Origin of the sequence: Luteibacter sp. SG786 (assembly GCF_011759605.1) — a bacterium.
Taxonomy (GTDB): Bacteria; Pseudomonadota; Gammaproteobacteria; order Xanthomonadales; family Rhodanobacteraceae; genus Luteibacter.
The window spans coordinates 153,526-173,828 of sequence record NZ_JAAOYX010000003.1 but is presented as its reverse complement, the minus strand read 5'-3'; the positions used below and the strand labels follow the sequence as shown (position 1 = coordinate 173,828).

20 protein-coding genes are annotated in these 20,303 nt (G+C 66.1%); 11 read left to right on the top strand and 9 right to left on the bottom strand.

Going from position 1 to position 20,303, the window contains the following annotated elements; translation table 11 throughout:
* Positions 1–120: 120 nt before the first annotated feature.
* Entirely contained in the window at positions 121–1,155 is a 1,035-nt protein-coding gene (locus tag FHS47_RS16685; RefSeq protein ID WP_167030708.1) for an NAD(P)H-dependent glycerol-3-phosphate dehydrogenase, read from the bottom strand.
* Positions 1,156–1,158: 3 nt separating this feature from the next.
* Positions 1,159–1,650: a protein-export chaperone SecB gene (gene secB / locus FHS47_RS16680; RefSeq protein ID WP_167030705.1), complete on the bottom strand. Its 492-nt coding sequence runs from the start codon at positions 1,648–1,650 to the stop codon at positions 1,159–1,161.
* 302 nt (positions 1,651–1,952) lie between these two features.
* On the opposite strand from secB, the gene rpmB reads away from it, so the two are divergent.
* Together rpmB and rpmG are read left to right on the top strand one after the other, a co-directional pair.
* A complete protein-coding gene (rpmB, locus tag FHS47_RS16675) occupies positions 1,953–2,189 on the top strand; it encodes a 50S ribosomal protein L28 (protein ID WP_089981369.1) in 237 nt (78 codons plus the stop codon).
* Between the two features lie 12 nt (positions 2,190–2,201).
* Positions 2,202–2,366: a 50S ribosomal protein L33 gene (gene rpmG / locus FHS47_RS16670; protein WP_036109728.1), complete on the top strand. Its 165-nt coding sequence runs from the start codon at positions 2,202–2,204 to the stop codon at positions 2,364–2,366.
* A 797-nt stretch (positions 2,367–3,163) separates the two neighbouring features.
* Here rpmG and FHS47_RS16665 read toward each other — a convergent pair.
* The 3 genes from FHS47_RS16665 to FHS47_RS16655 all read right to left on the bottom strand — a co-directional run bounded on the left by FHS47_RS16665 (position 3,164) and on the right by FHS47_RS16655 (position 5,822).
* Complete coding sequence (locus tag FHS47_RS16665) at positions 3,164–3,568, bottom strand: nuclear transport factor 2 family protein (protein ID WP_167030702.1); 405 nt, start codon at positions 3,566–3,568, stop codon at positions 3,164–3,166.
* Positions 3,569–3,609: 41 nt separating this feature from the next.
* Complete coding sequence (locus FHS47_RS16660; protein WP_167030699.1) at positions 3,610–4,464, bottom strand: AraC family transcriptional regulator; 855 nt, start codon at positions 4,462–4,464, stop codon at positions 3,610–3,612.
* Between the two features lie 164 nt (positions 4,465–4,628).
* A complete protein-coding gene (locus FHS47_RS16655) occupies positions 4,629–5,822 on the bottom strand; it encodes a fatty acid desaturase (protein WP_167030696.1) in 1,194 nt (397 codons plus the stop codon).
* 235 nt (positions 5,823–6,057) lie between these two features.
* Between FHS47_RS16655 and FHS47_RS16650 the strand changes: the two genes are divergently transcribed.
* The 6 genes from FHS47_RS16650 (at position 6,058) to FHS47_RS16625 (ending at position 11,309) form a co-directional block, all read left to right on the top strand.
* On the top strand, positions 6,058–6,789 hold the full coding sequence (locus tag FHS47_RS16650) for an ATP-binding cassette domain-containing protein (RefSeq protein ID WP_167030694.1): 732 nt from the start codon (positions 6,058–6,060) through the stop codon (positions 6,787–6,789).
* Complete coding sequence (locus FHS47_RS16645) at positions 6,786–7,541, top strand: ABC transporter permease subunit (RefSeq protein ID WP_167030691.1); 756 nt, start codon at positions 6,786–6,788, stop codon at positions 7,539–7,541. The genes FHS47_RS16650 and FHS47_RS16645 overlap by 4 nt, the downstream gene beginning before the upstream one ends.
* Entirely contained in the window at positions 7,541–8,887 is a 1,347-nt protein-coding gene (locus tag FHS47_RS16640) for a GldG family protein (protein WP_167030688.1), read from the top strand. Before FHS47_RS16645 ends, FHS47_RS16640 begins: the two co-directional genes overlap by 1 nt.
* A 1-nt stretch (position 8,888) precedes the next feature.
* Complete coding sequence (locus FHS47_RS16635) at positions 8,889–9,377, top strand: hypothetical protein (protein ID WP_167030685.1); 489 nt, start codon at positions 8,889–8,891, stop codon at positions 9,375–9,377.
* A 64-nt stretch (positions 9,378–9,441) separates the two neighbouring features.
* Positions 9,442–10,254 carry a bifunctional DNA-formamidopyrimidine glycosylase/DNA-(apurinic or apyrimidinic site) lyase gene (gene mutM, locus FHS47_RS16630; protein ID WP_167030682.1) on the top strand — a complete coding sequence of 271 codons (813 nt, stop codon included), beginning with the start codon at positions 9,442–9,444 and terminating at the stop codon, positions 10,252–10,254.
* Positions 10,255–10,382: 128 nt separating this feature from the next.
* Positions 10,383–11,309: a hypothetical protein gene (locus FHS47_RS16625; protein ID WP_167030677.1), complete on the top strand. Its 927-nt coding sequence runs from the start codon at positions 10,383–10,385 to the stop codon at positions 11,307–11,309.
* A gap of 4 nt (positions 11,310–11,313) precedes the next feature.
* Here the strand turns inward: FHS47_RS16625 and FHS47_RS16620 are convergent, their stop codons facing one another.
* Positions 11,314–12,087 (bottom strand): hypothetical protein, encoded by a 774-nt coding sequence (locus tag FHS47_RS16620; RefSeq protein WP_167030675.1) that lies wholly within the window; start codon positions 12,085–12,087, stop codon positions 11,314–11,316.
* Entirely contained in the window at positions 12,084–12,737 is a 654-nt protein-coding gene (locus FHS47_RS16615; RefSeq protein ID WP_167030672.1) for a thymidine kinase, read from the bottom strand. Before FHS47_RS16615 ends, FHS47_RS16620 begins: the two co-directional genes overlap by 4 nt.
* 312 nt (positions 12,738–13,049) lie before the next feature.
* Here FHS47_RS16615 and FHS47_RS16610 point away from each other — a divergent pair, with 312 nt between their 5' ends.
* Both FHS47_RS16610 and FHS47_RS16605 read left to right on the top strand, forming a co-directional pair.
* Positions 13,050–14,366 carry a hypothetical protein gene (locus FHS47_RS16610; protein WP_167030669.1) on the top strand — a complete coding sequence of 439 codons (1,317 nt, stop codon included), beginning with the start codon at positions 13,050–13,052 and terminating at the stop codon, positions 14,364–14,366.
* A gap of 95 nt (positions 14,367–14,461) precedes the next feature.
* On the top strand, positions 14,462–16,453 hold the full coding sequence (locus FHS47_RS16605) for a UvrD-helicase domain-containing protein (RefSeq protein WP_167030666.1): 1,992 nt from the start codon (positions 14,462–14,464) through the stop codon (positions 16,451–16,453).
* 540 nt (positions 16,454–16,993) lie between these two features.
* Here the strand turns inward: FHS47_RS16605 and FHS47_RS16600 are convergent.
* Both FHS47_RS16600 and FHS47_RS16595 read right to left on the bottom strand, forming a co-directional pair.
* Positions 16,994–18,013, bottom strand: coding sequence for an AI-2E family transporter (locus tag FHS47_RS16600; protein ID WP_167030663.1), 1,020 nt, complete (start codon positions 18,011–18,013; stop codon positions 16,994–16,996).
* 48 nt (positions 18,014–18,061) lie between these two features.
* Positions 18,062–19,081 carry a hypothetical protein gene (locus FHS47_RS16595; protein ID WP_167030660.1) on the bottom strand — a complete coding sequence of 340 codons (1,020 nt, stop codon included), beginning with the start codon at positions 19,079–19,081 and terminating at the stop codon, positions 18,062–18,064.
* 139 nt (positions 19,082–19,220) lie between these two features.
* Between FHS47_RS16595 and FHS47_RS16590 the strand changes: the two genes are divergently transcribed.
* Complete coding sequence (locus tag FHS47_RS16590) at positions 19,221–20,123, top strand: HAD family acid phosphatase (RefSeq protein WP_167030657.1); 903 nt, start codon at positions 19,221–19,223, stop codon at positions 20,121–20,123.
* The last annotated feature ends 180 nt before the right edge of the window (positions 20,124–20,303 follow it).

Here is a 20,303-nt window from a genome sequence, read left to right as displayed (position 1 = left end):
GCGATCCTGCCCGCGCGACCAAAACAGGAAGCTTAGCAAAGCCCGAAGGCGTTACCCGTAGGACTTTTTACCCGGTGGACCGGGCCGGTTCAGGCAGCACGGGAGGCTGCGGGTGCCGCCTCAGTCGCGTGCGGGGAAGAGATCCACGGGATATTCGGCCTTCTGCTCACGACCCATCAGTGTGCGCAGGGCTTCCTCGGGCGTGACCTCGCCATGGAGCACCGCCCGCACACCGGCGGAAATCGGCAGGTCGAGGCCGTGGAAGCCGGCCAGACGGGCAACTTCGTCCGCCGTGACCACGCTTTCGACCACCTGGCCGATCTGGCGGATGGCCTCGGGCAGCGGAACGCCCCGACCGAGCGCGAGACCCAGCCGGCGGTTGCGCGAGAGGTCGCCCGTGCAGGTGAGCACGAGGTCGCCCAGGCCGGCCAGCCCCATGAGGGTTTCCGCCCGAGCCCCCAGGGCCACCCCCAACCGCAGCATCTCGTTCATGCCCCGGGTAATGAGGCCGGCGCGGGCGTTCAGGCCGAGCTCCATGCCATCGGCCACGCCGGTGGCCACGGCCAGCACGTTCTTCATGGCGCCGCCGAGTTCGGCGCCCAGGATGTCGTTGCCCGTATAGGCGCGGAAATTCGGCGCATGCAGCAGCACGGCCAGTTCCTTGCCGAACGCTTCGTCGGTGGCGTGCACGGTGACCGCGCTCGGCAGGCCGGCGGTGACCTCGCGGGCGAAGGAGGGGCCCGTGACGACTGCCGCCGGGCGGCCTGGGAGTTTCTCGTTCACCAGCTCGTGCAGGAAGCGCCCCGTGCCGGTCTCGAAGCCCTTCGTGGCCCAGGAGACCCGGGCGTCGGGCTCCAGAAGGGGCACGATCTGGTCGAGCATGGCGGCGAAGGCGTGGCTCGGCACCACCAGCAGCACGATGCCGGCGCCCCGCAGCACGGTGGCGAGATCGGCCTCGTAGACCAGTTCCGGCGGGAGGTCGAGATCAGGCAGGTAGCGCAGATTGCGACGCGCCGCGGCCATGGCCGCGAGCGCCTCGGCGTCGCGGCCCCACAGGCGCGTGGGAACGTCGTTACGCGCCAGCAGGGCTGCCAGCGCGGTGCCCCATGACCCGGCGCCGAGGACGGCGACGGTGGGTCGGGAGGTGGCGCTCATCGCTCAGCTGTTGAGCGAGTGAGTACCTGCGCCTTCGAGCTGCTGGCGCTGCTGTTCGGCGTAGAGGGCATCGAAGTTGATCGGCTGGAGCAGGAACGGCGGGAAACCGCCTTCCTGGATCATGGCGGAGACCATCTGGCGCGCGTACGGGAACAGGAGGTTCGGGCAGTACGAACCGAGGATGCCGTCGCGGTCGTCGCCCGAGAAACCGGCGATGCCGAAGATGCCGGCCTGGTGGACTTCGGCGAGGTAGGCGGTGCGCTCGCCCAGGTTGCAGGTGAGCGTGAGGCTCAGCACCACCTCGAAGAGGTCGTTGCCGAGGTCGACGGCCTTGTGGCCCAGGTTGAGCTGGACCTGGGGCTGTGCTTCGGTCTCGCCCATTTCCTGGAACACCTGCGGGGCGTTCGGGGCTTCGAAGGAGGCGTCCTTCACGTAGATCTTCTGCAGCACGAGCTGCGGCTGGCCGGCCTGGCCGTTGGCGTTGATGTCTGCCATTGCGTGGTCCTCGAAAGAGCGTCGTGTGGGGTCGTGTGCCGCTGGCACGAAAGCACGGATTGTTTCACACAACCCGCCGCGCCGCACAGTCCGGCTTGCGTGCGGGCCCCGGCTTCTGAGAGAATGCCCGGCTTCCCTATGCCAGCCCGACACGTCGGGAAAGTCCGTTACGCGATGCGGGCTTATACGGGCGGAAGCGCACCACCCTCCAGCCATCGCGTGGCAGCCGGTCGAACGGCACGCCGCTGGGCCGATGCCGTCCTGGCCAAAGGGCGGTCCAACGAATCTATAAGGAGGCCCCCATGGCCCGTAGATGCCAAGTCACCAATAAGGGTGTGCAGACCGGCAACAACGTCTCGCACGCGAACAACAAGACCCGCCGCCGCTGGCTGCCGAACCTGCATGAGCGCCGCTTCTGGGTCGCCAGCGAAAACCGCTGGGTGAAGCTCCGCGTTTCCAACCACGCGCTGCGCACCATCGACAAGAACGGCATCGAGGCTGTGCTGGCCGACCTCCGTTCCCGCGGCGAAAAGATCTAAGGAGATCGAACCATGGCAAGCAAGCGCGATAAGCACCGCCTGATTTCCACCGCGGGCACCGGTCACTTCTACACGACCACGAAGAACAAGAAGAACACCCCGGAAAAGATGGTCTTCATGAAGTACGACCCCGTCGTCCGGAAGCACGTGGAATACAAGGAAGGCAAGATCAAGTAAGCGCCCCGCGCTTCGGATCTTCTGAAAAACCCGCCTCACGGCGGGTTTTTTTTAGGTTCATCGCGGAAGTCCGGGAACGCATGCCGCATGCAAAGGTTCATTCGCCATGGCGAATGCATGTGCCCTAGCGGCTGGCGCCGCCGTCAGCTTTGGCGGTGAGGCCAGAGCCTTCGCCGTCCACCCTCGCTGCTCAGACAGGTCCTCCGCGTTCGGCAAGGAGGGGCCGCTGACGCGGCCCGTTTATCTATCTGGCCTTCGGCCGCTCTCTTGTGCGGAACTCGCCTCGAGGATGGACACCGAAGACTCTCCCCATCTTTGAGGTGGCCTGTCCGGAGAGCCGGCACAGCCCAAGCCAGCCGCTGCGAGCGGGATTGCATCGCCTCACCACACCCCGTGAACCTCGGCCAGGTCTTTCGTGACTTCGGGAGAATTCCTTGTGGCGACCCCTGCCGCGCCTCGAGCATCGCTCGCGCAGGCCACCGCCTCGGACGCCCGCCGCTCTCCCATCACGCGCCCGCACCGCCCGGAAGGGTCCTTGGTGTCCACCCTCGAAGCGAGTTCCGCACAAGTGAGCGGCCGAAGGCCGATAAGCACATGGGCCGCGGCAGCGGCCTTCCTTTTCGAACGCGGAGGACCTGTCTGAGCAGCGAGGGTGGACACCAAGGGCCCATGCGAAACGCTCAGGTGCATAGCGCTTTGGCGATACCGGGCAAGTGAACGCCACGACGACTCTGTCGAAACCAGAGGCTTCGACTCGACGCCCTTGCTGCCTCCGGTAACACTTGAGGAATCCTTCTTTATGGCAAGCACGCACCAGGCGACGGCTGGAAGACGCTTCTGTCGCGCACGATCAATCCGTCGGAAACGGTAATGAACGCGGCGATCGGCACTTCAAACGGTTGCCCGCCCGCCGTGCCCCGGGAGTGGAACAGCACCGCCACCCGATCGCCCTGCACCACCATCTCGTCGATGGTGTCGACGATATCCGGCGCGTCGTCGAAAAGTGCCTGGTAGGTGCGCCGCACATCCTCGTGCCCGCGCCGCGGGGCACAGAAGTCGGGCGACAGCAGCTCGGCATCGGGCGCGTATGCAGCGACCATGGCCGCGGCGTCGTGGCGATTGAATGCGTCAAACATGGCGCGAACCACGCTGGCGGCGTCCTTGCACTCCCCCGCGACGGCGGACGTGCCGACGATCAGCATGGCCGTGGCGACTCCCATGGCTTTCATCATTTGAAGTCCTCTCACAGGGGCTGCAACGGCAGGTAGATGTCCGTGCGGAGTGCGTGCTCCGGCGTCGATTCGGGATCGTCGATGTAATGGTGGAAAAGTGGCGCATCGGCAGGCTCCCGACCCGAGGCCGGCAGCCAGTCCCGATAGAGCGCCGCGCACGCTGCGTCGATACCCGCGTAGGGGCCAATCACTCGGGTGACCGCATGATCCCCGCCGTCCAGGACCATCACCTCCAGCGGTGCCGGCGGCGGTGGGCAGGCACCCAGATCCAGTCCCGCGAAGAAGACGGGGACCTCAGCGGCCTCGGGGTCGTTCCAGGGCACCCCGTAGATGCCGCGCAGTGCCTCCAGGCACCCCTCCCCTTCGGCCCATGCCCATGGCACCTGGAAATCCTCGGCAATGTCGCTGTCGGTGTAGGCGCCCGTCCGCCGCATCGCCACGATGGATAGGGGCTCCATGTGCACGACCCTCACTTCGAGCAGGGAAGCCGCCGGGGGCGAGCCAAGCGCGGGAGCCGCCCACTCCGTGGAGGCGACACGGTACTCGCTCGGCGTGGCACCGTAGGCCGCGCGGAAGGCCCGTGCAAAGGCCTGCGCAGAGGCAAATCCTGCGGAAAGCGCGATATCGGTGATCGGAGCGGCGGAGGTCCGAAGCTGATGCGCGGCGTGTTGCAGGCGCAACCGGCGAATGCTCGCCGCGACGGTCTCGCCCACCATCGCCGTCCAGAGGCGATGGAAATGGAACGGCGACATGGCCGCCACCTCCGCGAGCCGATCGAGCGACAGCGGCTCGTCGAGGTGGGCGGCCAGATGGTCGGCCACGCGTTTCAGCCGGGACTCGAAGCGATTGACGGTTGTCGGTTTCATGGGCGCAAGATAATGCGCCCCGAGGGCAGCCAGCGTTACATAGCTTGCGCTTTTTACGGCCCACTGCCGCGGGATCGCCGGCGTAGCCGACTTCCCAATGAAGAACCGCAAAAAAAAACCCGCCGTCTTCCGACGGCGGGTCAGGCTTTGCCGCGCAGCGACGCTTATGCGCCGACGGCGGAATAGCCCTTCAGGCGCTGGGCGAACTGCTGGAGCGAGCGGATGCCGCTCTGTTCCGCTTCGACGATCCACTGCTGCAGCGCCTTCAGCGACTTCTCCGCGCCACGCTCTTCCATCAGGGCGACAAGACGCGCGCGGAAGTCGCAGACCGTCTTGAGGGCCGGGCGGTTGGCCAGCGCAGCCTGCAAGCGGTCACGGGCGTCGTTGTCGAGCCAGCGGCCGCCGTCGGCCAGCGCGCGGCGCAGCCGGCGCGGCACGGACTTGATGCTTTCGCCGGCCTGGCCCATCTCCTCGCGCATCGTCGGAAGGATGACGTTGCGGTAGTAGTCGGTGGTGGCCTGGAAGCGCAGCGCAAGCACGCCCTTGAGCGTTTCGGCGTCCGGCAGGTGCACGTTCGGACGGATGTTGAGCGTGGGCGCCACGCGCAGCACCTTGGCCAGACCCACGAAGCGCAATCCGCAGATGGCCACCCAACCGATGTCGAATTCCCACTTGCGCAGGGCGAACTTCGCCGAGCTGGGGAACGCATGGTGGTTGTTGTGGAGTTCTTCGCCGCCGATCCAGAAGCCCCACGGCGAGATGTTGGTCGCGGTGTCGGAGCTTTCGAAGTTGCGGTAGCCCCACCAGTGGCCGAGGCCGTTGACGAAACCGGCGGCCCAGAACGGGATCCACACCATCTGGATGGCCCAGATCGCCATGCCCACCACGCCGAACAGCGCGATGTTGATGATGGCCATCAGGGTCGGGCCCCAGTACGGGTGACGACCGAACAGCGTGCGCTCGAACCAATCGTCCGGCGTGCCGCGGCCGTACTTTTCCATGTCCGCCTTGTTGTAGCTGGCTTCGCGGTAAAGCGAGACGCCGTCGAGGAAGACCTTCTTGATACCGAACACCTGCGGGCTGTGCGGATCTTCCTCCGTCTCCACCTTGGCGTGGTGCTTGCGGTGGATGGCCACCCACTCCTTCACGACCATGCCCGTCGTCAGCCAGCCCCAGAAGCGGAAGAAGCCGTTGAGCGTCCAATGGAAGTCGACGCCGCGATGAGTGGCGCTGCGATGGTAGTAGAGCGTCACGGTGAAAATGGTGAGCTGCGTGACGACCAGCAGATAGACCAGCATCTCCCCCCAGCTTGCGCTGGTGAGGCCGTTGGCCAGGAAATCGAGCAGGGTGTCGAGCATCGGAGTCGTTACCGCACGGGTAGTTAGGGAGTTTTGCCGTACCAGTCTAGCGAGCCGTCGCCATACCCACCAGCATGGAAACCGGCAAATTGTGAAGAGGGCTGTTGTCGGACCGAGAGGCCATTGCGCACAATCGCCTGATGACAGCCCCTCCCGATATTCAGACAGGTCAACGCCTCTTGGCACGATCCGCACACGATGGCCGCCGTAGCGCGGCGATCGGCGACGTAAGCGCATGAGCGTGGCACCGTTGCTGAATGTCGAGGGCGTGTCCCGGCGCCGGGCCGGACGCGCGGCCGTCATCGACGTGTCCTTTTCCCTGAACGCCGGTGAAGTCATGGGCCTCCTGGGCGTCAATGGAGCCGGCAAATCGACGTCTCTGGCCATGCTCGCCGGCGCCCTCCGGCCGGATACGGGCGGCATCCGGCTCCGGGGGGAGGACTTCGTGGCCCATCCCGGCCTCGCCCGCCAGCTGGTCGGATGGCTTCCCGAGAACGCGCCGTCCTGGCCCGAGTTGTCCGTCGAGGAACACCTCGTGGCCTTTTCCCGGCTGCGCGGCGCCACCCGTCCGGCGGCGCGCCGGGCCGCCGATGCGATGATCGAACGGCTGCGGCTAGGCGATCTGCGCCGGCGGCTGGCCGGCGTACTGTCGCAGGGCCAGCGGCAGCGCCTGGGCCTTGCCTGCGCCCTCGTGCACGAACCGGCCCTCATCATTCTCGACGAACCCGCGAACGCACTGGATCCGGTGCAGGTGGGCGAACTGCGCCGGCTGATCCGCGAACGCGCCGCTGCGGGCGCCGCGGTGATCCTTTCCACGCACGTGCTGGCGGAGGTGCTGGCCGTGTGCGACCGGGTAGCCATCCTCCACGAGGGGCGCCTGCGCCACGACGCGCCGCTGCGCGGCGACGAAGGCGGGGCCGCACTCGAGGCCACCTTCTTCGCCATCGCCACGGGAGCGCCCGCATGAGCACCCTCGCCGTCGCGCGCCTCGAACTCCGCCGCCTCGCCGTGCGCCCCCTGGCCTGGGCACTGGCCGCGCTCACCATCGCCTGGCTCGCCTGGACCTTCATCCTGGGCCTGGGCCAGTTCCTCGGCGCGCAGGTGAAGCTGGCGGCCGTCGCCGATGCCCCCGGGTTCACGGATCTCGTGGCGATTCCCTTGCTCGCCGAACTGGCGAAACTGGCCTTCCTCGTCGTGCCCCTGATGACGATGACCCAGCTCGCCGGAGAACGTCGCGGCGGCACGCTCGCCCTGCTTGCCTCGACCGGCCTCTCGCCGCGGCACATCGTCATCGGGAAGTACCTCGCGGTGCTCGTCTGGCTGGGGCTGTGGCTGCTCGCGACCGTGGTCATGCCGCTCGCCGTCGGCGCGGAATCCACGGCCGACTGGGGCAAGCTGGCGGCGGCCACGCTCGGCACCGCACTGCTTCTGGCCACGCTCGCGGCCATCGGCATCGCCTGCTCCGCCGCCACCTCGTTTCCCGCCATCGCAGCGGCAATGGCGCTGATCGTCACGCTGATCCTCTGGACCATCGACCGGGGCGCGCAGGCCGCCGGCGTGACCGGCGGCTTCCTCGAGTGGCTCACGATGGCCACGCATCTGCAGAACCTGCTGCGCGGCCTCGTCGTGACCAGCGACCTCGTGTGGTTCGCCCTAGCGATCGCGTTGTCGTTGGCCCTCGCCATACGCCGTCTTGGCGCCGACCGGGAGCGCCAGTGATGCGCCGTTTCGACCGCTGGTTCGTCGTCATCGGGCTTGTCGTCGCGACAGGCTGCATCGGTTTCCTGAGTTCCCGGCACGCGTGGACGTTCGACTGGACGCGCGGCGCGCGTGCGAGCCTCGCCCCCGAGAGCGTCGCGGTGCTGGAAAAGCTCCGCGGCCCGGTCGACGTCGTCGGTTACATCTCGCCTACGGGCCCGCTTCGCGAACAGATTGCCGCCGTCATGGAGCGCTACGTAAGGGAAAAGAACGATCTTCGCCTCTCCTTCGTGGATCCCGACCTCGATCCCGCGGCGTCGCGTCAGTTGGGCATATCCGGCGATGGCGCGCTCCTGGTTCGCTACGCGGGCCGCGAAGAGCGCGTGGAAAGCCCCATCAACGAACGCAACCTCTCGAATGCACTTGAACGACTGGCGCGAGGCGGTGAACGCATCGTCGCCTTCGTCACGGGCGACGGCGAGCGGCAGGCCGATGGGCACGCGAACGCGGACCTCGGCACCTTCATGAGCCAGGTGGAACGCCGTGGCATCCGCGCGGTGCCGCTCAATTTCAGCCAGACCCGCGGAGTGCCGGAGCATACCGACCTCGTCGTGCTCGCCAGTCCGGTCGCACCGCTGCCGACGGCGAGTGTCGCGGCGCTCGTCGACTACGTGCGCGGGGGCGGCAACTTGCTGTGGCTGACCGAACCGGACAACCAGGACCTCGGCACCGGCCCGCTGGCCGACGTGCTCGGCATCCGCGTCCTGCCCGGCGTGCTCGTCGACGGCCAGGGCAGTACGCTCAACGTGAACGATCCACGCATCGTGGTGCTCGGCGACTACCCCTTCCACGCGATCACGCGGGCGTTCCGCGACACGACGCTATTCCCGCAAGTGTCGGCCCTCGCGCAGGTGTCGGCACACGAATGGGCCGTCGTCCCGTTCCTGCGTTCGGGCGAGCGCAGCTGGACCACCTTCGGCGGCATCGACAACGACAAGCCTTCGACGGTCGCCTTCCATCCCGAAGCGGGGGAACTCAAAGGCCCCCTCGACTTCGGCTTCGCGCTGAACCGCCTGTCGCCGAGTCCGGCGAAAAGCGAGCAGCGTGCCGTCGTCATCGGCGACGGCGACTTCCTCTCGAATACCTATGTCGGTAACGGCGGCAACCGCGCCCTGGGAGAACGCATCCTGGACTGGTTGCTCGGCGACGACGTGCTCGTCGACCTTCCCTCCCGCGGCGCGCCCGACCGGGTGATTTCCCTGTCGCAGGACGGCCTCAACCTGGTGACCTTCGGCTTCCTCGTCGCTCTTCCCCTCCTTTTGCTCGGCCTCGGTGGGGGCATCGCGTGGCGCCGGAGGCGGCGCTAAGGTGAAGGCCCGACTCGTCGGCATCGCATGCGTCGTCGCGCTCGTCGCGGCGGTAGCGTGGCAGTGGCGCGCCGACGACGCCGACGCTCGCGCCCATACGCTGACCGGGCTCGACCCGGACGCGGTGCGGCATATCGACGTGGAGCTGCGCGGCATGCCCGGCCAACGTTTCGACCGGCATGATGGCCATTGGACGAGCGCGGGCGCGAAGGCGGACGAAGGCCGCGCGGAGGACCTTGCATCCCTTGCCGCCACGCCTGTCGCCTCCTGGCGGGCCGCTTCGGAATTCGACACGGCGAAGATCGGCCTGTCGCCGCCCGTGGCGGTGCTCGTGCTCGACGACGTGCGCCTGGAGTTCGGCGACATGACCGCGCTCGGCAAGCAACGCTATGTGAAGGTCGGCGATCGCATCGCCATCGTTCCCGCGCAGGCGTTACCGCGCGCGCCGCGCACGGCGTCGCTGCCGACGACGGCCGGGGGCTCGCCTTAGCGGGTCGCTTGCCGGGGAACCGGCACGGCTTGCCAGCGGCGCCCCCGCGCCCCATCTTTCCGCCATGCCTGAATTACCCGAAGTCGAAACCACCCGCCGCGGCATCGCCCCGCACGTGTCGGGCCGCCGCATCACCGGCGTCGTGCTGCGCCGTCCGGACCTGCGCTGGCCGATTCCTCCGGAAATCTCGGCGCTGCTGCCCGGACAGGTGATCGACAATGTCGAGCGCAGGGCCAAGTACCTGTTGCTGCGCACCCGGGCGGGCACCGCGCTGTTCCACCTGGGCATGACCGGGGTGCTTCGTGTCCTGCCTGCCGATACGCCCGCGGGCAAACACGACCATGTGGATATCGCGCTCGACTCCGGCCAGATGCTGCGCTTCACCGATGCGCGCCGCTTCGGCGCTCTGCTCTGGCAGATGCCGGGCGAAACGCACGAACTGCTCGAAGGCATCGGCCCGGAGCCGCTCACCGACGCATTCGACGGCGACCTGCTCTGGAGCGTCTCGCGTGGCCGTTCGGCGGCGGTAAAGACCCTCCTGATGGACAACGCCGTCGTCGTCGGCGTGGGCAATATCTATGCAAGCGAGGCCCTCTTCGCCGCCGGCATCGACCCTCGCACGCCGGCGGGCAAGGTCTCGCGCGCGCGCTACGCAAAGCTGGCGGGCGAAGTGAAGCGCATCCTCGCCTACGCGATCGAACGGGGCGGCACCACCTTGCGCGACTTCATCTCGCCCGATGGCGCCCCGGGTTACTTCTTCCAGGAACTGTACGCGTATGGCCGTGCCGACAAACCGTGCAAGGTTTGCGGCAAGGCCATACGCGTGGCAACGCTCGGCGGCCGGGCTTCGTTCTATTGCCCGGGCTGCCAACGTTGAGCGTCAGGGCTCCAGGTACACGTACGTGAATTAGGGCCAGGAACTACAAGCCGCGATGGCGTTGCCCTACGGTGGCGCGAGGGCGCGCCTTCCTAGACTCGGGTTTCCCATCAAGGAAAGCCCGCATCATGACGTCCAACTCCCTGGTCACCCGAGCGGTGTGCCTTCTCGCCATCGCCTGGCTGGCCGACACCGCGCGTGCCCAGGCGCCCATTTCCAAGGATCTTCCCTTCGATCGTTACACCTGGGTCACGACCCACAATGCTTTCACCAGCAATGGCCTCGTTCCCAACCAGAGCCAGACGATCGCGCAACAGCTGGAGGCAGGGGTCCGCGCATTCATGCTGGACCTTCATTACTACGACAAGCGTGTGCGCCTTTGTCACAACCGATGCACCGGACCGTCGTCGGTGCCACTGGCCGACCTGCTCAACGACACGATCCGCCCTTTCCTCGAGCAGAACCCGGACGCGATCCTCACATTGCAACTGGACGACTTCACCGAACGACAGCAACTCGTAGCCGAACTGGACCGCGCCCCGTTTCTCGCCGGCGCGACGTTCGACCCGTACAGCTGGTCGACTCCCACCTGGCCGACCTATGCGGACATGGTGAAACGCGGGCAACGCGTCCTGATCTTCAGCCTCAATCGCGACCAGAGCGGCACACTCATGACACGCGGGGGCGGCGTGACGATCATGCCGAGCGAGGACTTCACCGTAGAGAACTACTGGAGCCTGGGGACGACACCCTTGCAGCACGACCGCCGTTGCTACAGCCGATGGGGAGCGAGCCGGCCGCTGTCCACGCCCGAGATCGAGGAAAAGCCCGGCTGGCCTCCGCTCTTCACGATGAACCAGTTCCATGGCCTGCCGGTGCGTTCGCACGCGTACTACGACAACGCGTTCGAAGCGTTATGGGACCGCTACACGAAATACTGCCAGCCGGCCGCGAGGCGCAAACCCAACTACGTTGCCGTGGACTTCCACGAGGAAGGAGACGCGCATGCATTCGTCGAGTGGCTGCAAGCGCAGCCACACGACGCCGGCCCCTGACGCGTCAGTCGGGCCAGCGCATCGCCGCGTGCGTATTGTTGAAACGCGGGTCTTCCTCGTCGCCGGAGAGTTCGACCGAGAGTCCGCCCGCCACGCCGTCCACCTCGATCGGCTGGGCCGGATCGAAGTGGGCACCGAGTGCGCCAAGTTCCACGAAGCGTTCCGACAGAGCGCCGGCGCGGTCGATCTCGCGATCGGGCACGTTCGTCAGGCTGATGTCGGGGCGGCCGAACTTGCGCATGCCGCGCGTGCGTATCCAGGAGCGGCCCTTGGTTTCCTCGGGGCTGCACAGGATGAGCACGTGATGACGCGGCGGCGCACCGCCTGGTACCAGGTAGTGCTCACGCCAGGCAGCGGCGTCGAAAAGCGTCAGGATCTGCGGATCGACCACAGCCTTGCCGCCGATGTCGGTCAGCGCCGCGACCACGCCCAGCGTGTCACGCAGGTAGTCGAGGCGGTCGCGGTCGGGAAAGCGGCCGCGTATGGCCACGACGTGCGGCGCGGCCTTGGCCTCCTTGAAGGCCTCGGCGTTGTCCTCGCGCAACAGCTCGCCAAGCGCACCCGACAACGGATAACCCTCCCAGCGCGACAGCACCGCATTCTGGAAGCGCTGCAACTCGACGCCCTCGGGCAGCCCCGGGCTGCCGTAGCGCGCGGCCGGGATGGCCAGGTCCTCGGGAAAGGCGCCAAACACGAAGAAGAGCAAGACGGCCTGCTCGTCGCTCGGCTTCCAATAAGGGCGCGGCCATTCGGCGGCGTTGGTCGTCGTCTCGGTCACGCGTGGTTTCCTTCTTCCGAATCGTTTTCGCCGAGCGGCAGCACGGGCTGTTGCAACTCGATCCTGCCGTCGCCGCCGGTGATGCTCTTGAACTCGGCTCGGCTCACCGAGACATAGCGGTCGTTGCCCCCGATCTCAACCTGGGGGCCCTGGGTGACCGCGCGGCCGTGCTCGTCCACGCGCACCACCATGGTGGCCTTCTTCCCCGAGTGGCAGATGGTCTTGATCTCATCAAGATTGTCGGCCCAGGCAAGCAGGTACTTGCTTCCCTCGAACAGTTCACCCCGGAAGTCCGTGCGCAGGCCATAGGCGAGCACGGGAATGCCCAGGCGGTCCACCACATCCGTGAGTTGCCAGACCTGGGACTTGCTCAGGAACTGGGCCTCGTCGACCAGCACGCAGTGGAGGGGCCCGCGCTTGCCGATATCGGCCTCGACGACGGCGAAAATATCTTCCTCCGCCGCAAAACGCATGGCGCGGGCCTGCAATCCGATCCGCGATGCGACCACGCCCTCGCCATAACGATTGTCGAGCGCGGGAGTGAGGATGAGCGTGCGCATGCCGCGCTCGTGGTAGTTGTGCGCGCTTTGCAGCAGGGTGGTGGTCTTGCCGGCGTTCATCGCCGAGTAATAGAAATAGAGCTTGGCCATGCGGGTCTGGTCCGGTCGTGACCGCCTATGGTAACGAAACCGGCAGGGTGGCTTGGCCGACTCTGAGCCCGGGTGAGGAAAAATCTCACAGACCACCCTTCCTCCTGCCGACGCCCCCTACCTTACCGGCTGCTTGCACCGCCCGCCGAACCGTTGGTGGAAGCGGCCTGGCGCCACGGCGAGGCTAACGCCAACCCGGTGTCGCAGTAATGACATGCGAGGCATCGCAGGATCGCTCCCGCGGCGGTAGCCATCCCCAGGACTGCCTCAGCAAGGTGCTGATTGCCGCTTTCCCAACGAAAGGATTCCATCATGCGTCCACGCATCCTCTACCCCCTCGTGGCGGCTCTCTCGCTTTCCCTTCCCCTACTGGCACAGGCCCAGAAAGCCGCCCTGCCGGTTCCGCTGGACAAACCGCTCAACCAGCTGACCTGGACGGCCACGCACAACGCGTTCGCCTATAGCACACCGATCGCCCGCAACCAGGACAACGACATTCGCACCCAGTTGAACGACGGTGTAGGAGCATTGATGCTCGACCTGTGGGAGCACGAGGGCCGTGTCTATCTCTGTCACACCGCATGCACGAGTCTTATCAACACCCGCATTCGTACCTTGGCCGAGGTGCTCAATGCGGACATCTTGCCGCATCTGCGGAACCACCCGAACACCATCCTCACACTGTTCCTCGAAGACTACGTATCGCCGGACAAGGTACAGGCCGAGCTCAACGCCGTGAGCGGCCTTGCCGGCATGACCTTCGATCCATCGCAATGGCCGGATAGCCGCGAGTGGCCCACGGTCGCTCAGCTCGTGGACAAAGGCCAGCGGCTTCTGATCTTCACCGGAAGCCCATCCATCGCGGGCGACTACAACGTACCTGGCGGCAAGGCGACCTTCATGTTCGGCCAGGACGGCACCGTGGAAAACTATTGGAGCCTGGGCGATACGATCTTCCAGCATGACTGGTCGTGCCGTAGCCGATGGGACTACATTCCCCTTGACGCGAAGCATGTCGATTTCCGGGGCAAATCGTGGCCGCCCCTCTTTGTCATGAACCAGTTCCACGGGCTGAGCCAAACCCTGCATGCCCGCTCGGACAACAACCTGTCCAACCTCTGGATGCGGGTCGAGGACCAGTGCCGCGCAGCCTCCGGAAAGACACCCAATTTCATCGCGGTCGACTTCTATCATCAGGGCGACGCACTTGAATACGCGGCCACGTTGAACCACGGCGGTATCGTGCTGTGGGAAGGGAAGAATGCGACAGAGGACGCGGTATGCGCCATCCCCTATACCGGCGACCCGCTGCGCTTTTCGTTCAAAGACAGCAACGCACCCATCAAGGGTTGCGAGAACGACGAAGCGAGTTCCGCCACGTTGCTCAACCTGAAGGCGGGATCGACCTTCACCGTGTTCGACTCGCCCAACGAGTCGCGTCAGGACGACTGGACGACCGTTCTCGTCAAGCGTGACATCGTGCGCGTCGACATCGGCTCCTTCGAGCAGAACGTGGACAACGCCGACATACGAGTGACCCACCACCGGTATAACGGCCTGGACAGCAAAGTCTCGTTCATATCGCTCGCCACCGGGGAAGCGGCACTGGCGGTTCCGCCAGGGAAGTAGCGCGGCACGACCGGGGATGCCCCCACCCGCCAGGTGGGGGCGTTCGCGGTGCCCACCTGCTACCATCCGTGGCCTGGCCCGTCCCGGTCGATCCCATGCTCAATCCCCAACAACACGCGGCCGTCGAATACTGCGACGGCCCCCTCCTGGTGCTGGCCGGTGCCGGCTCCGGCAAGACCCGCGTCATCACGGAAAAGATCTCGCACCTCATCTCGCGCCGGCACCTCGCGGCCGAGAAGATCGCCGCCATCACCTTCACCAACAAGGCGGCGAAGGAAATGCGCGAACGCGTCGGACGGCTGATTTCCGACGATGCCGCGAAGGCGCTCACCGTCTGCACCTTCCACGCGCTGGGCCTGAAATTCCTCCAGATCGAGCACGATCGCGCGCGCTTGCGCCGCGGCTTTTCGGTGCTCGATGCAGACGACAGCGCCAACATGATCAAGGAGCTGTCGCCGAAGGGCGTGAAGCCGGAAGTGATCCTCGGCATCCGCAATCTCGTCGGCCGCGCCAAGAACGCCGGCATGACACCGGAAGAGGCGATGGCTTCCGCGCGCAGCCCGCGTGAGATCGAGGCGGCCACCATCTACGATCTCTACCAGCAGCGTCTCGCCGCATTCAACGCCGTGGATTTCGACGACCTCATCCGCCTGCCCCTGCGCATCCTCGAAACGGACGACGACGCCCGCGCCATCTGGCAGGAGCGCCTGCGCTACCTGCTGGTCGACGAATACCAGGACACCAATGACGCCCAGTACCGCCTGCTGAAAGCCATCGCAGGGCCGAAAGCGCGATTCACCTGCGTGGGCGACGACGACCAGAGCATCTACGCCTGGCGCGGTGCGAATCCGGAGAACATCGACCAGTTGGGCCGCGACTTTCCGCAGTTGCGCGTCATCAAGCTCGAGCAGAACTATCGCTGCGCGAAGCGCATCCTGCGCGCGGCGAACCACCTCATCGCCAATAACCCGCACGTGCACGAGAAGAAGCTCTGGAGCGACCATCTCGAAGGGCCGCCGATCCGCGTGCTGGAATGCAAGGACGGCGACCATGAAGCCGAGCGGATCGCAGCCATCGCGTTCAATCTGCACGAGAAGTACAAGGACAAGGGCGTTCGCTGGGATGACTTCTGCATCCTCTATCGCGGTAACTTCCAGGCTCGCGCGCTCGAGAAGGCATTGCGCCTGGCCCGTGTGCCGTATCACCTGAGCGGCGCGCTCTCCTTCCTCGACCGCGCGGAAGTGAAGGACGTCCTCTGCTACTTGCGCCTGCTTACCAACCCGACCGACGACGCCGCCTTCCTGCGCGTGGTGAACGTGCCGAAACGCGAGATCGGCGCCACCTCGCTCGAAAAACTGGGGCAGATCGCGCAGTCGCGCAATGCGTCCCTGCTCGATGCCGCGCGCAGCGACGCCGCGCTGAAAACCATCGCTCCGCGAGCCGCCTCGGCCCTGGCCGGGTTCGCCCGCCTGATGGACGAACTGCGCAGCCACGCCGTGCACGAAAGCGCGGCGGACCTGGTGAATTCCGTCATCGAGAAATCCGGCTACGGCGCGCATATCGCGGCATCCACGCCCGACGAGACCCTGCGTGAGCGGCGCCTGGGTAACCTGCGGGAACTGATGGACTGGTTCCGGGCCATGGGCAAGGACGGGGGCCGCACTGGCGACATCGCGGCGCAGCTGGCCCTGCTCAGCCACGCCGACCGCGACGATCCCGGCAACGCGCTGCGCATGATGACGCTGCACTCGGCGAAGGGCCTGGAATTCCGCTTCGTCTTCATCGTGGGCTGCGAGGACGGCACGCTTCCCCATGAGGGCGCCATCGATGAAGGCCGGCTCGACGAGGAACGGCGCCTGATGTACGTGGGCATTACCCGCGCGAAGGAAATGCTCACCCTGTCCTTCGCGGCGAAATCACGCAAGTACGGCGAGATCCTTTCCAACGATCCCAGCCGGTTCCTCGCCGAACTGCCACAGAACGACCTGCACTGGGATGGCAAGGACCCTGAGGCGGATGCCGAGGTGAAGAAGGAAACGGCTGAAACGCACATGGCGCGCATCCGGGCGATGCTGGCCGGAGGCTAAGGGTCTCGGTTCTTCTCGTGCGCGTCTCGCCGGGGGGCTTCCGGGCTGCGCGGTCGCATGGTGGGAGAGCCGCAGGCGTTCGATGTGGTGGCCTGCTTGAGATGTGACACGGTGCCCCGACAAGGGACCGTCAGGAGCTGCTAAAGGCCTGACCAAGGCTTACAGGGCGAGGCGATGCGATTCGATGCTGTGCCGGTCGTGCCTACCGTCTATGCCGTTCCGCTCTCCGGACACTTTGCTTCAGTCATGGGGAGAGTCTTCGGTGTCCACCCTCGAGGCGAGTTCCGCACAAGTGAGCGGCCGAAGGCCAGATAGATAAACGGGCCGCACTAGCGGTCCCTCCTCTACGAACGCGGAGGACCTGTCTGAGCAGCGAGGGTGGACACCGAAGGCTCTGGCCTCACCGTCCGAGCCGACGGCGGCGCCAGCCGCTGGGCACACGCATTCGCCTTGGCGAATGAACCGCTGCATCCGGGCAGCGTCCCCGGACTTCCACGAATAACCGAAAGAAGGCCGCCGCAGGCAGTGCGGCGGAAGTCCCTAGATAAGCCGCTCCGCCTCCAGCTCGCTCTTCAAATACGCGTAATAGATCGGCGCCGCCACCAGCCCGGCAAGGCCGAAGGCCGCCTCGAGGACCAGCATGGCCACGAGCAACTCCCACGTGCGTGCACGGATCTGCCCGCCGACGATGCGCGCATTGAGGAAGTATTCGAGCTTGTGCACGACGATGAGGAAACCCAGCGCGGCCACGCCGACCCATAGCGACACCGACAGGCCCGCGATGGTGATGAGCACGTTGGACACAAGGTTGCCCACGACCGGCAGCAGGCCGGTGACGAAGGTGACGATCACCAGGGTCTTGGCCAACGGCACGTGCACGCCGAACGAAGGCAGCGCCACCAGGAGGAAGATCGCCGCCAGGGCGGTGTTGATGGCCGAGATCTTCAACTGCGCGAAGATGATGTTGTGGAAGGCATGCGCAAGGCGCCGCGTACGTGTCGACAGTTCGAACGACAGGGGACGCGCGGCGCGACCGCCCGCGCCATGGGATACCGCCACGATCGCGCCCAGCACCAGGCCGATCACGATGTGTACGAACACCCGCGCCGCCGTGGTGCCCACCAGACGCAGGTCCGCCGCGTGCTCGTGCGCCCAGGCCATGCCCTGCTCACGGAAATCGACGAAGCTGTCGGGCAGGTTCGTGGTCAACCACGCCGGCAGTTGTTCGTGCGCCTTGGTGAGCAGCGGCAGGAGCTTTTCGTCCCAGAGACCCTGCGGGTCGCCGAGATCGCGGCGATAAAAGGCCAGCGTGGCAACCACGAGCAGGATGATCACACCCACCACGACGGCCGTGACCAGCGCCACGGCAATGGGGCGTGCACGCTCGTTGGGGGCGATGCGCCGGATGAGCGGCGTGAGGCTTTCCACCACCTCGTAAACGAGCAGTCCAGCCAGCAATGCCGAGATGAGGTGGAGCCAGAGCACCGCCCACAGGGCGACCGCCGCCAGCACGTAGGTGGCGATACGAAGGTTACGCGTGTCCTGCGGTTTGCCGACCATGCCGGGACTCCTTGGGGTGGCGCGATTCCAGCAGGCGATGGATGAACGCTAGATCAAGCGCTCGGCTTCGAGTTCAGCCTTCAGGTAGGCGTAGAAGATGGGCGCCGCCACCAATCCGGGCAGGCCGAACGCGGCCTCGAACAGCAGCATCGCCACGAGTAGTTCCCATGCGCGGGCGCGGATCTGTCCGCCGACGATACGGGCGTTGAGAAAGTATTCGAACTTGTGGATGACGATGAGGAAAGCCAGCGCGCCCAACCCCACGTATAGCGATACGGAAAGGCCGACGACGGTGATCGCCGTATTCGAGAGGAGATTGCCGATGACCGGCAGGAGTCCGACCACGAACGTGATGACGATGAGTGTCTTGGTCAGCGGCAGGTGCACGCCGAACATGGGCAGGACGGCAAGCAGGTAGATACCGGTGAAGAGCGTGTTGAACAGCGATATCTTGATCTGCGCGAACACGATGTTGTGGAACGCGTCCGCCAGGCGCGCACTGCGCAGGCTCAGTTCGGCCGCGAAAGGCCCGATCTGGTGCGTGGGCCGCGCACGGCTGAGGGCCACGATGGCACCAAGCACCAGACCGATGATGATGTGCACCACCACGCGCGCGGCTTCCTTGCCGGCAAGTTGCAGCGTCACCGCATGCGAGCGCGCCCAGTCCATGGCGGTGATGCGGAGCGCGTCCACGCTCTCCGGCAGGCGGTCGACCACGGCCGGAGGCAGCTGCTGCCGCGCACGCTCCACCAGCGGCATGAGGCGGTTCTGCCAGAGGTCTTCCGGGTTGCCGATCTCGTTGCGGAAGAAGCTGATGCCACCCAGCACCAGAAGGGTGAGCAACCCCACCACGACCACCCCGACCAGCGCCACGGCCAGTACCCGCGCCCGGTCGCCCGACAGACGCCGGCCCATGAGGGGCGCGGTCGATACCACCACCTCGTATACCAGCAGGCCCGCCAGCAAAGCCGGCAGGAGGCGCAGGTAGAGCACGAGGAAAAGGCCGAGCCCGGCGGCGATGTAGCTGGCGATGCGCACGGCTCGTGTCCGCGAATTGGCGGCTTCCATGGACGGTCCCGTCGTGGATGAGCGCGCAGTCTGTCAGGACGCAGGGGGGCGTGGGAAGCGCGCCCCCGCCTTCACAGTGTCGTAAACTCGCCCGACAATCGCCGCCCTCGGCGCGCGATGCGTCATCCAAGGGGTTTCCATGCTGAAGTTCGTTCCGGCCGCCGTCGCGCTCGCCCTTTCGCTGGCGGGCTGCGCCCACACGCCACCCGCCGCGCCCGCTCCGGCCCCCGCCCCGGAGGCCGCTGCGCCCGCGTCAGCCGGCCCGGCGGCGGACGACAACCTCAACGCGGTTGCCTGGACGCAGAACGCCAGCGAGCACGACTTCATCTACCTGCAGACGTACCGCAATGCGCAGGAGAAACTCCTCAAGGCGAAGAGCGATCCGACCTGGGACGCACTGCCGAAAGATGACCGGGCGGCGCATGCATCCCTCAAGGGACTGAAGCCCGCCATCGTCCTCGACATCGACGAAACCGTGCTCGACAACTCCCCCTACCAGGCGCGACTCATCCGCTCCGGGGGCGAGTTCAACGAGGCGGACTGGGCCGCGTGGTGCAAGGAGGCCATCGCGCGTCCCCTGCCCGGCGCGCTGGCGTTCACGAAGTTCGCCGCGGCGCACGGGATCGCGGTGATCTACATTTCCAACCGCGCCAAGGACCTCGATGACGCCACGCTCGCCAACCTGCGCGCGGCCGGCTTCCCCGTGGCCGGCAAGGATTCGTTCCTCGGCCTCGGCACGTTCGTCGAGGGCTGCGAACAGGTGGGCAGCGAGAAAGGTTGCCGCCGCCAGCGCGTGGCGAAGGATTACCGCGTGCTCATGCAGTTCGGCGATCAGATCGGCGACTTCGCGAACGTGTTGGGCAATACGGCGGAAGGCCGGGAGAAGGCCATGGCGCCGTATACCGGTTGGATCGGCGAACGCTGGTTCGTGCTGCCCAACCCGACCTATGGTGCATGGGAAAGCGCGTTGTTCGACAATGACCACGACCTGCCGCGCGCGGAACGGCGTCAGAAAAAGATCGATTCGCTTCGCGCGAAATAAATCAACAACTTAGATGTCATAAGCTGACATATTGCTTTAGCAATGTCAGCCAACTATCATTTCTCACGCCGAAACCTGTGGCGCCAAAAGCAATGCAGGCAAGGCCATTTCCCTTTCCGGCTTCGGGCTGGATAACCCCGTGAGACCTCGCGTCTCCGGGGTTTTTCTTTTTCGGCCTCC

Bases quoted from the DNA above. Each gene is read 5' to 3' on its own strand.
- FHS47_RS16685 (WP_167030708.1), bottom strand. From the start codon at position 1,155: ATGAGCGCCACCTCCCGACCCACCGTCGCCGTCCTCGGCGCCGGGTCA.
- secB (WP_167030705.1), bottom strand. From the start codon at position 1,650: ATGGCAGACATCAACGCCAACGGCCAGGCCGGCCAGCCGCAGCTCGTG.
- rpmB (WP_089981369.1), top strand. From the start codon at position 1,953: ATGGCCCGTAGATGCCAAGTCACCAATAAGGGTGTGCAGACCGGCAAC.
- rpmG (WP_036109728.1), top strand. From the start codon at position 2,202: ATGGCAAGCAAGCGCGATAAGCACCGCCTGATTTCCACCGCGGGCACC.
- FHS47_RS16665 (WP_167030702.1), bottom strand. From the start codon at position 3,568: ATGCTGATCGTCGGCACGTCCGCCGTCGCGGGGGAGTGCAAGGACGCC.
- FHS47_RS16660 (WP_167030699.1), bottom strand. From the start codon at position 4,464: ATGAAACCGACAACCGTCAATCGCTTCGAGTCCCGGCTGAAACGCGTG.
- FHS47_RS16655 (WP_167030696.1), bottom strand. From the start codon at position 5,822: ATGCTCGACACCCTGCTCGATTTCCTGGCCAACGGCCTCACCAGCGCA.
- FHS47_RS16650 (WP_167030694.1), top strand. From the start codon at position 6,058: ATGAGCGTGGCACCGTTGCTGAATGTCGAGGGCGTGTCCCGGCGCCGG.
- FHS47_RS16645 (WP_167030691.1), top strand. From the start codon at position 6,786: ATGAGCACCCTCGCCGTCGCGCGCCTCGAACTCCGCCGCCTCGCCGTG.
- FHS47_RS16640 (WP_167030688.1), top strand. From the start codon at position 7,541: ATGCGCCGTTTCGACCGCTGGTTCGTCGTCATCGGGCTTGTCGTCGCG.
- mutM (WP_167030682.1), top strand. From the start codon at position 9,442: ATGCCTGAATTACCCGAAGTCGAAACCACCCGCCGCGGCATCGCCCCG.
- FHS47_RS16625 (WP_167030677.1), top strand. From the start codon at position 10,383: ATGACGTCCAACTCCCTGGTCACCCGAGCGGTGTGCCTTCTCGCCATC.
- FHS47_RS16615 (WP_167030672.1), bottom strand. From the start codon at position 12,737: ATGGCCAAGCTCTATTTCTATTACTCGGCGATGAACGCCGGCAAGACC.
- FHS47_RS16610 (WP_167030669.1), top strand. From the start codon at position 13,050: ATGCGTCCACGCATCCTCTACCCCCTCGTGGCGGCTCTCTCGCTTTCC.
- FHS47_RS16605 (WP_167030666.1), top strand. From the start codon at position 14,462: ATGCTCAATCCCCAACAACACGCGGCCGTCGAATACTGCGACGGCCCC.
- FHS47_RS16600 (WP_167030663.1), bottom strand. From the start codon at position 18,013: ATGGTCGGCAAACCGCAGGACACGCGTAACCTTCGTATCGCCACCTAC.
- FHS47_RS16595 (WP_167030660.1), bottom strand. From the start codon at position 19,081: ATGGAAGCCGCCAATTCGCGGACACGAGCCGTGCGCATCGCCAGCTAC.
- FHS47_RS16590 (WP_167030657.1), top strand. From the start codon at position 19,221: ATGCTGAAGTTCGTTCCGGCCGCCGTCGCGCTCGCCCTTTCGCTGGCG.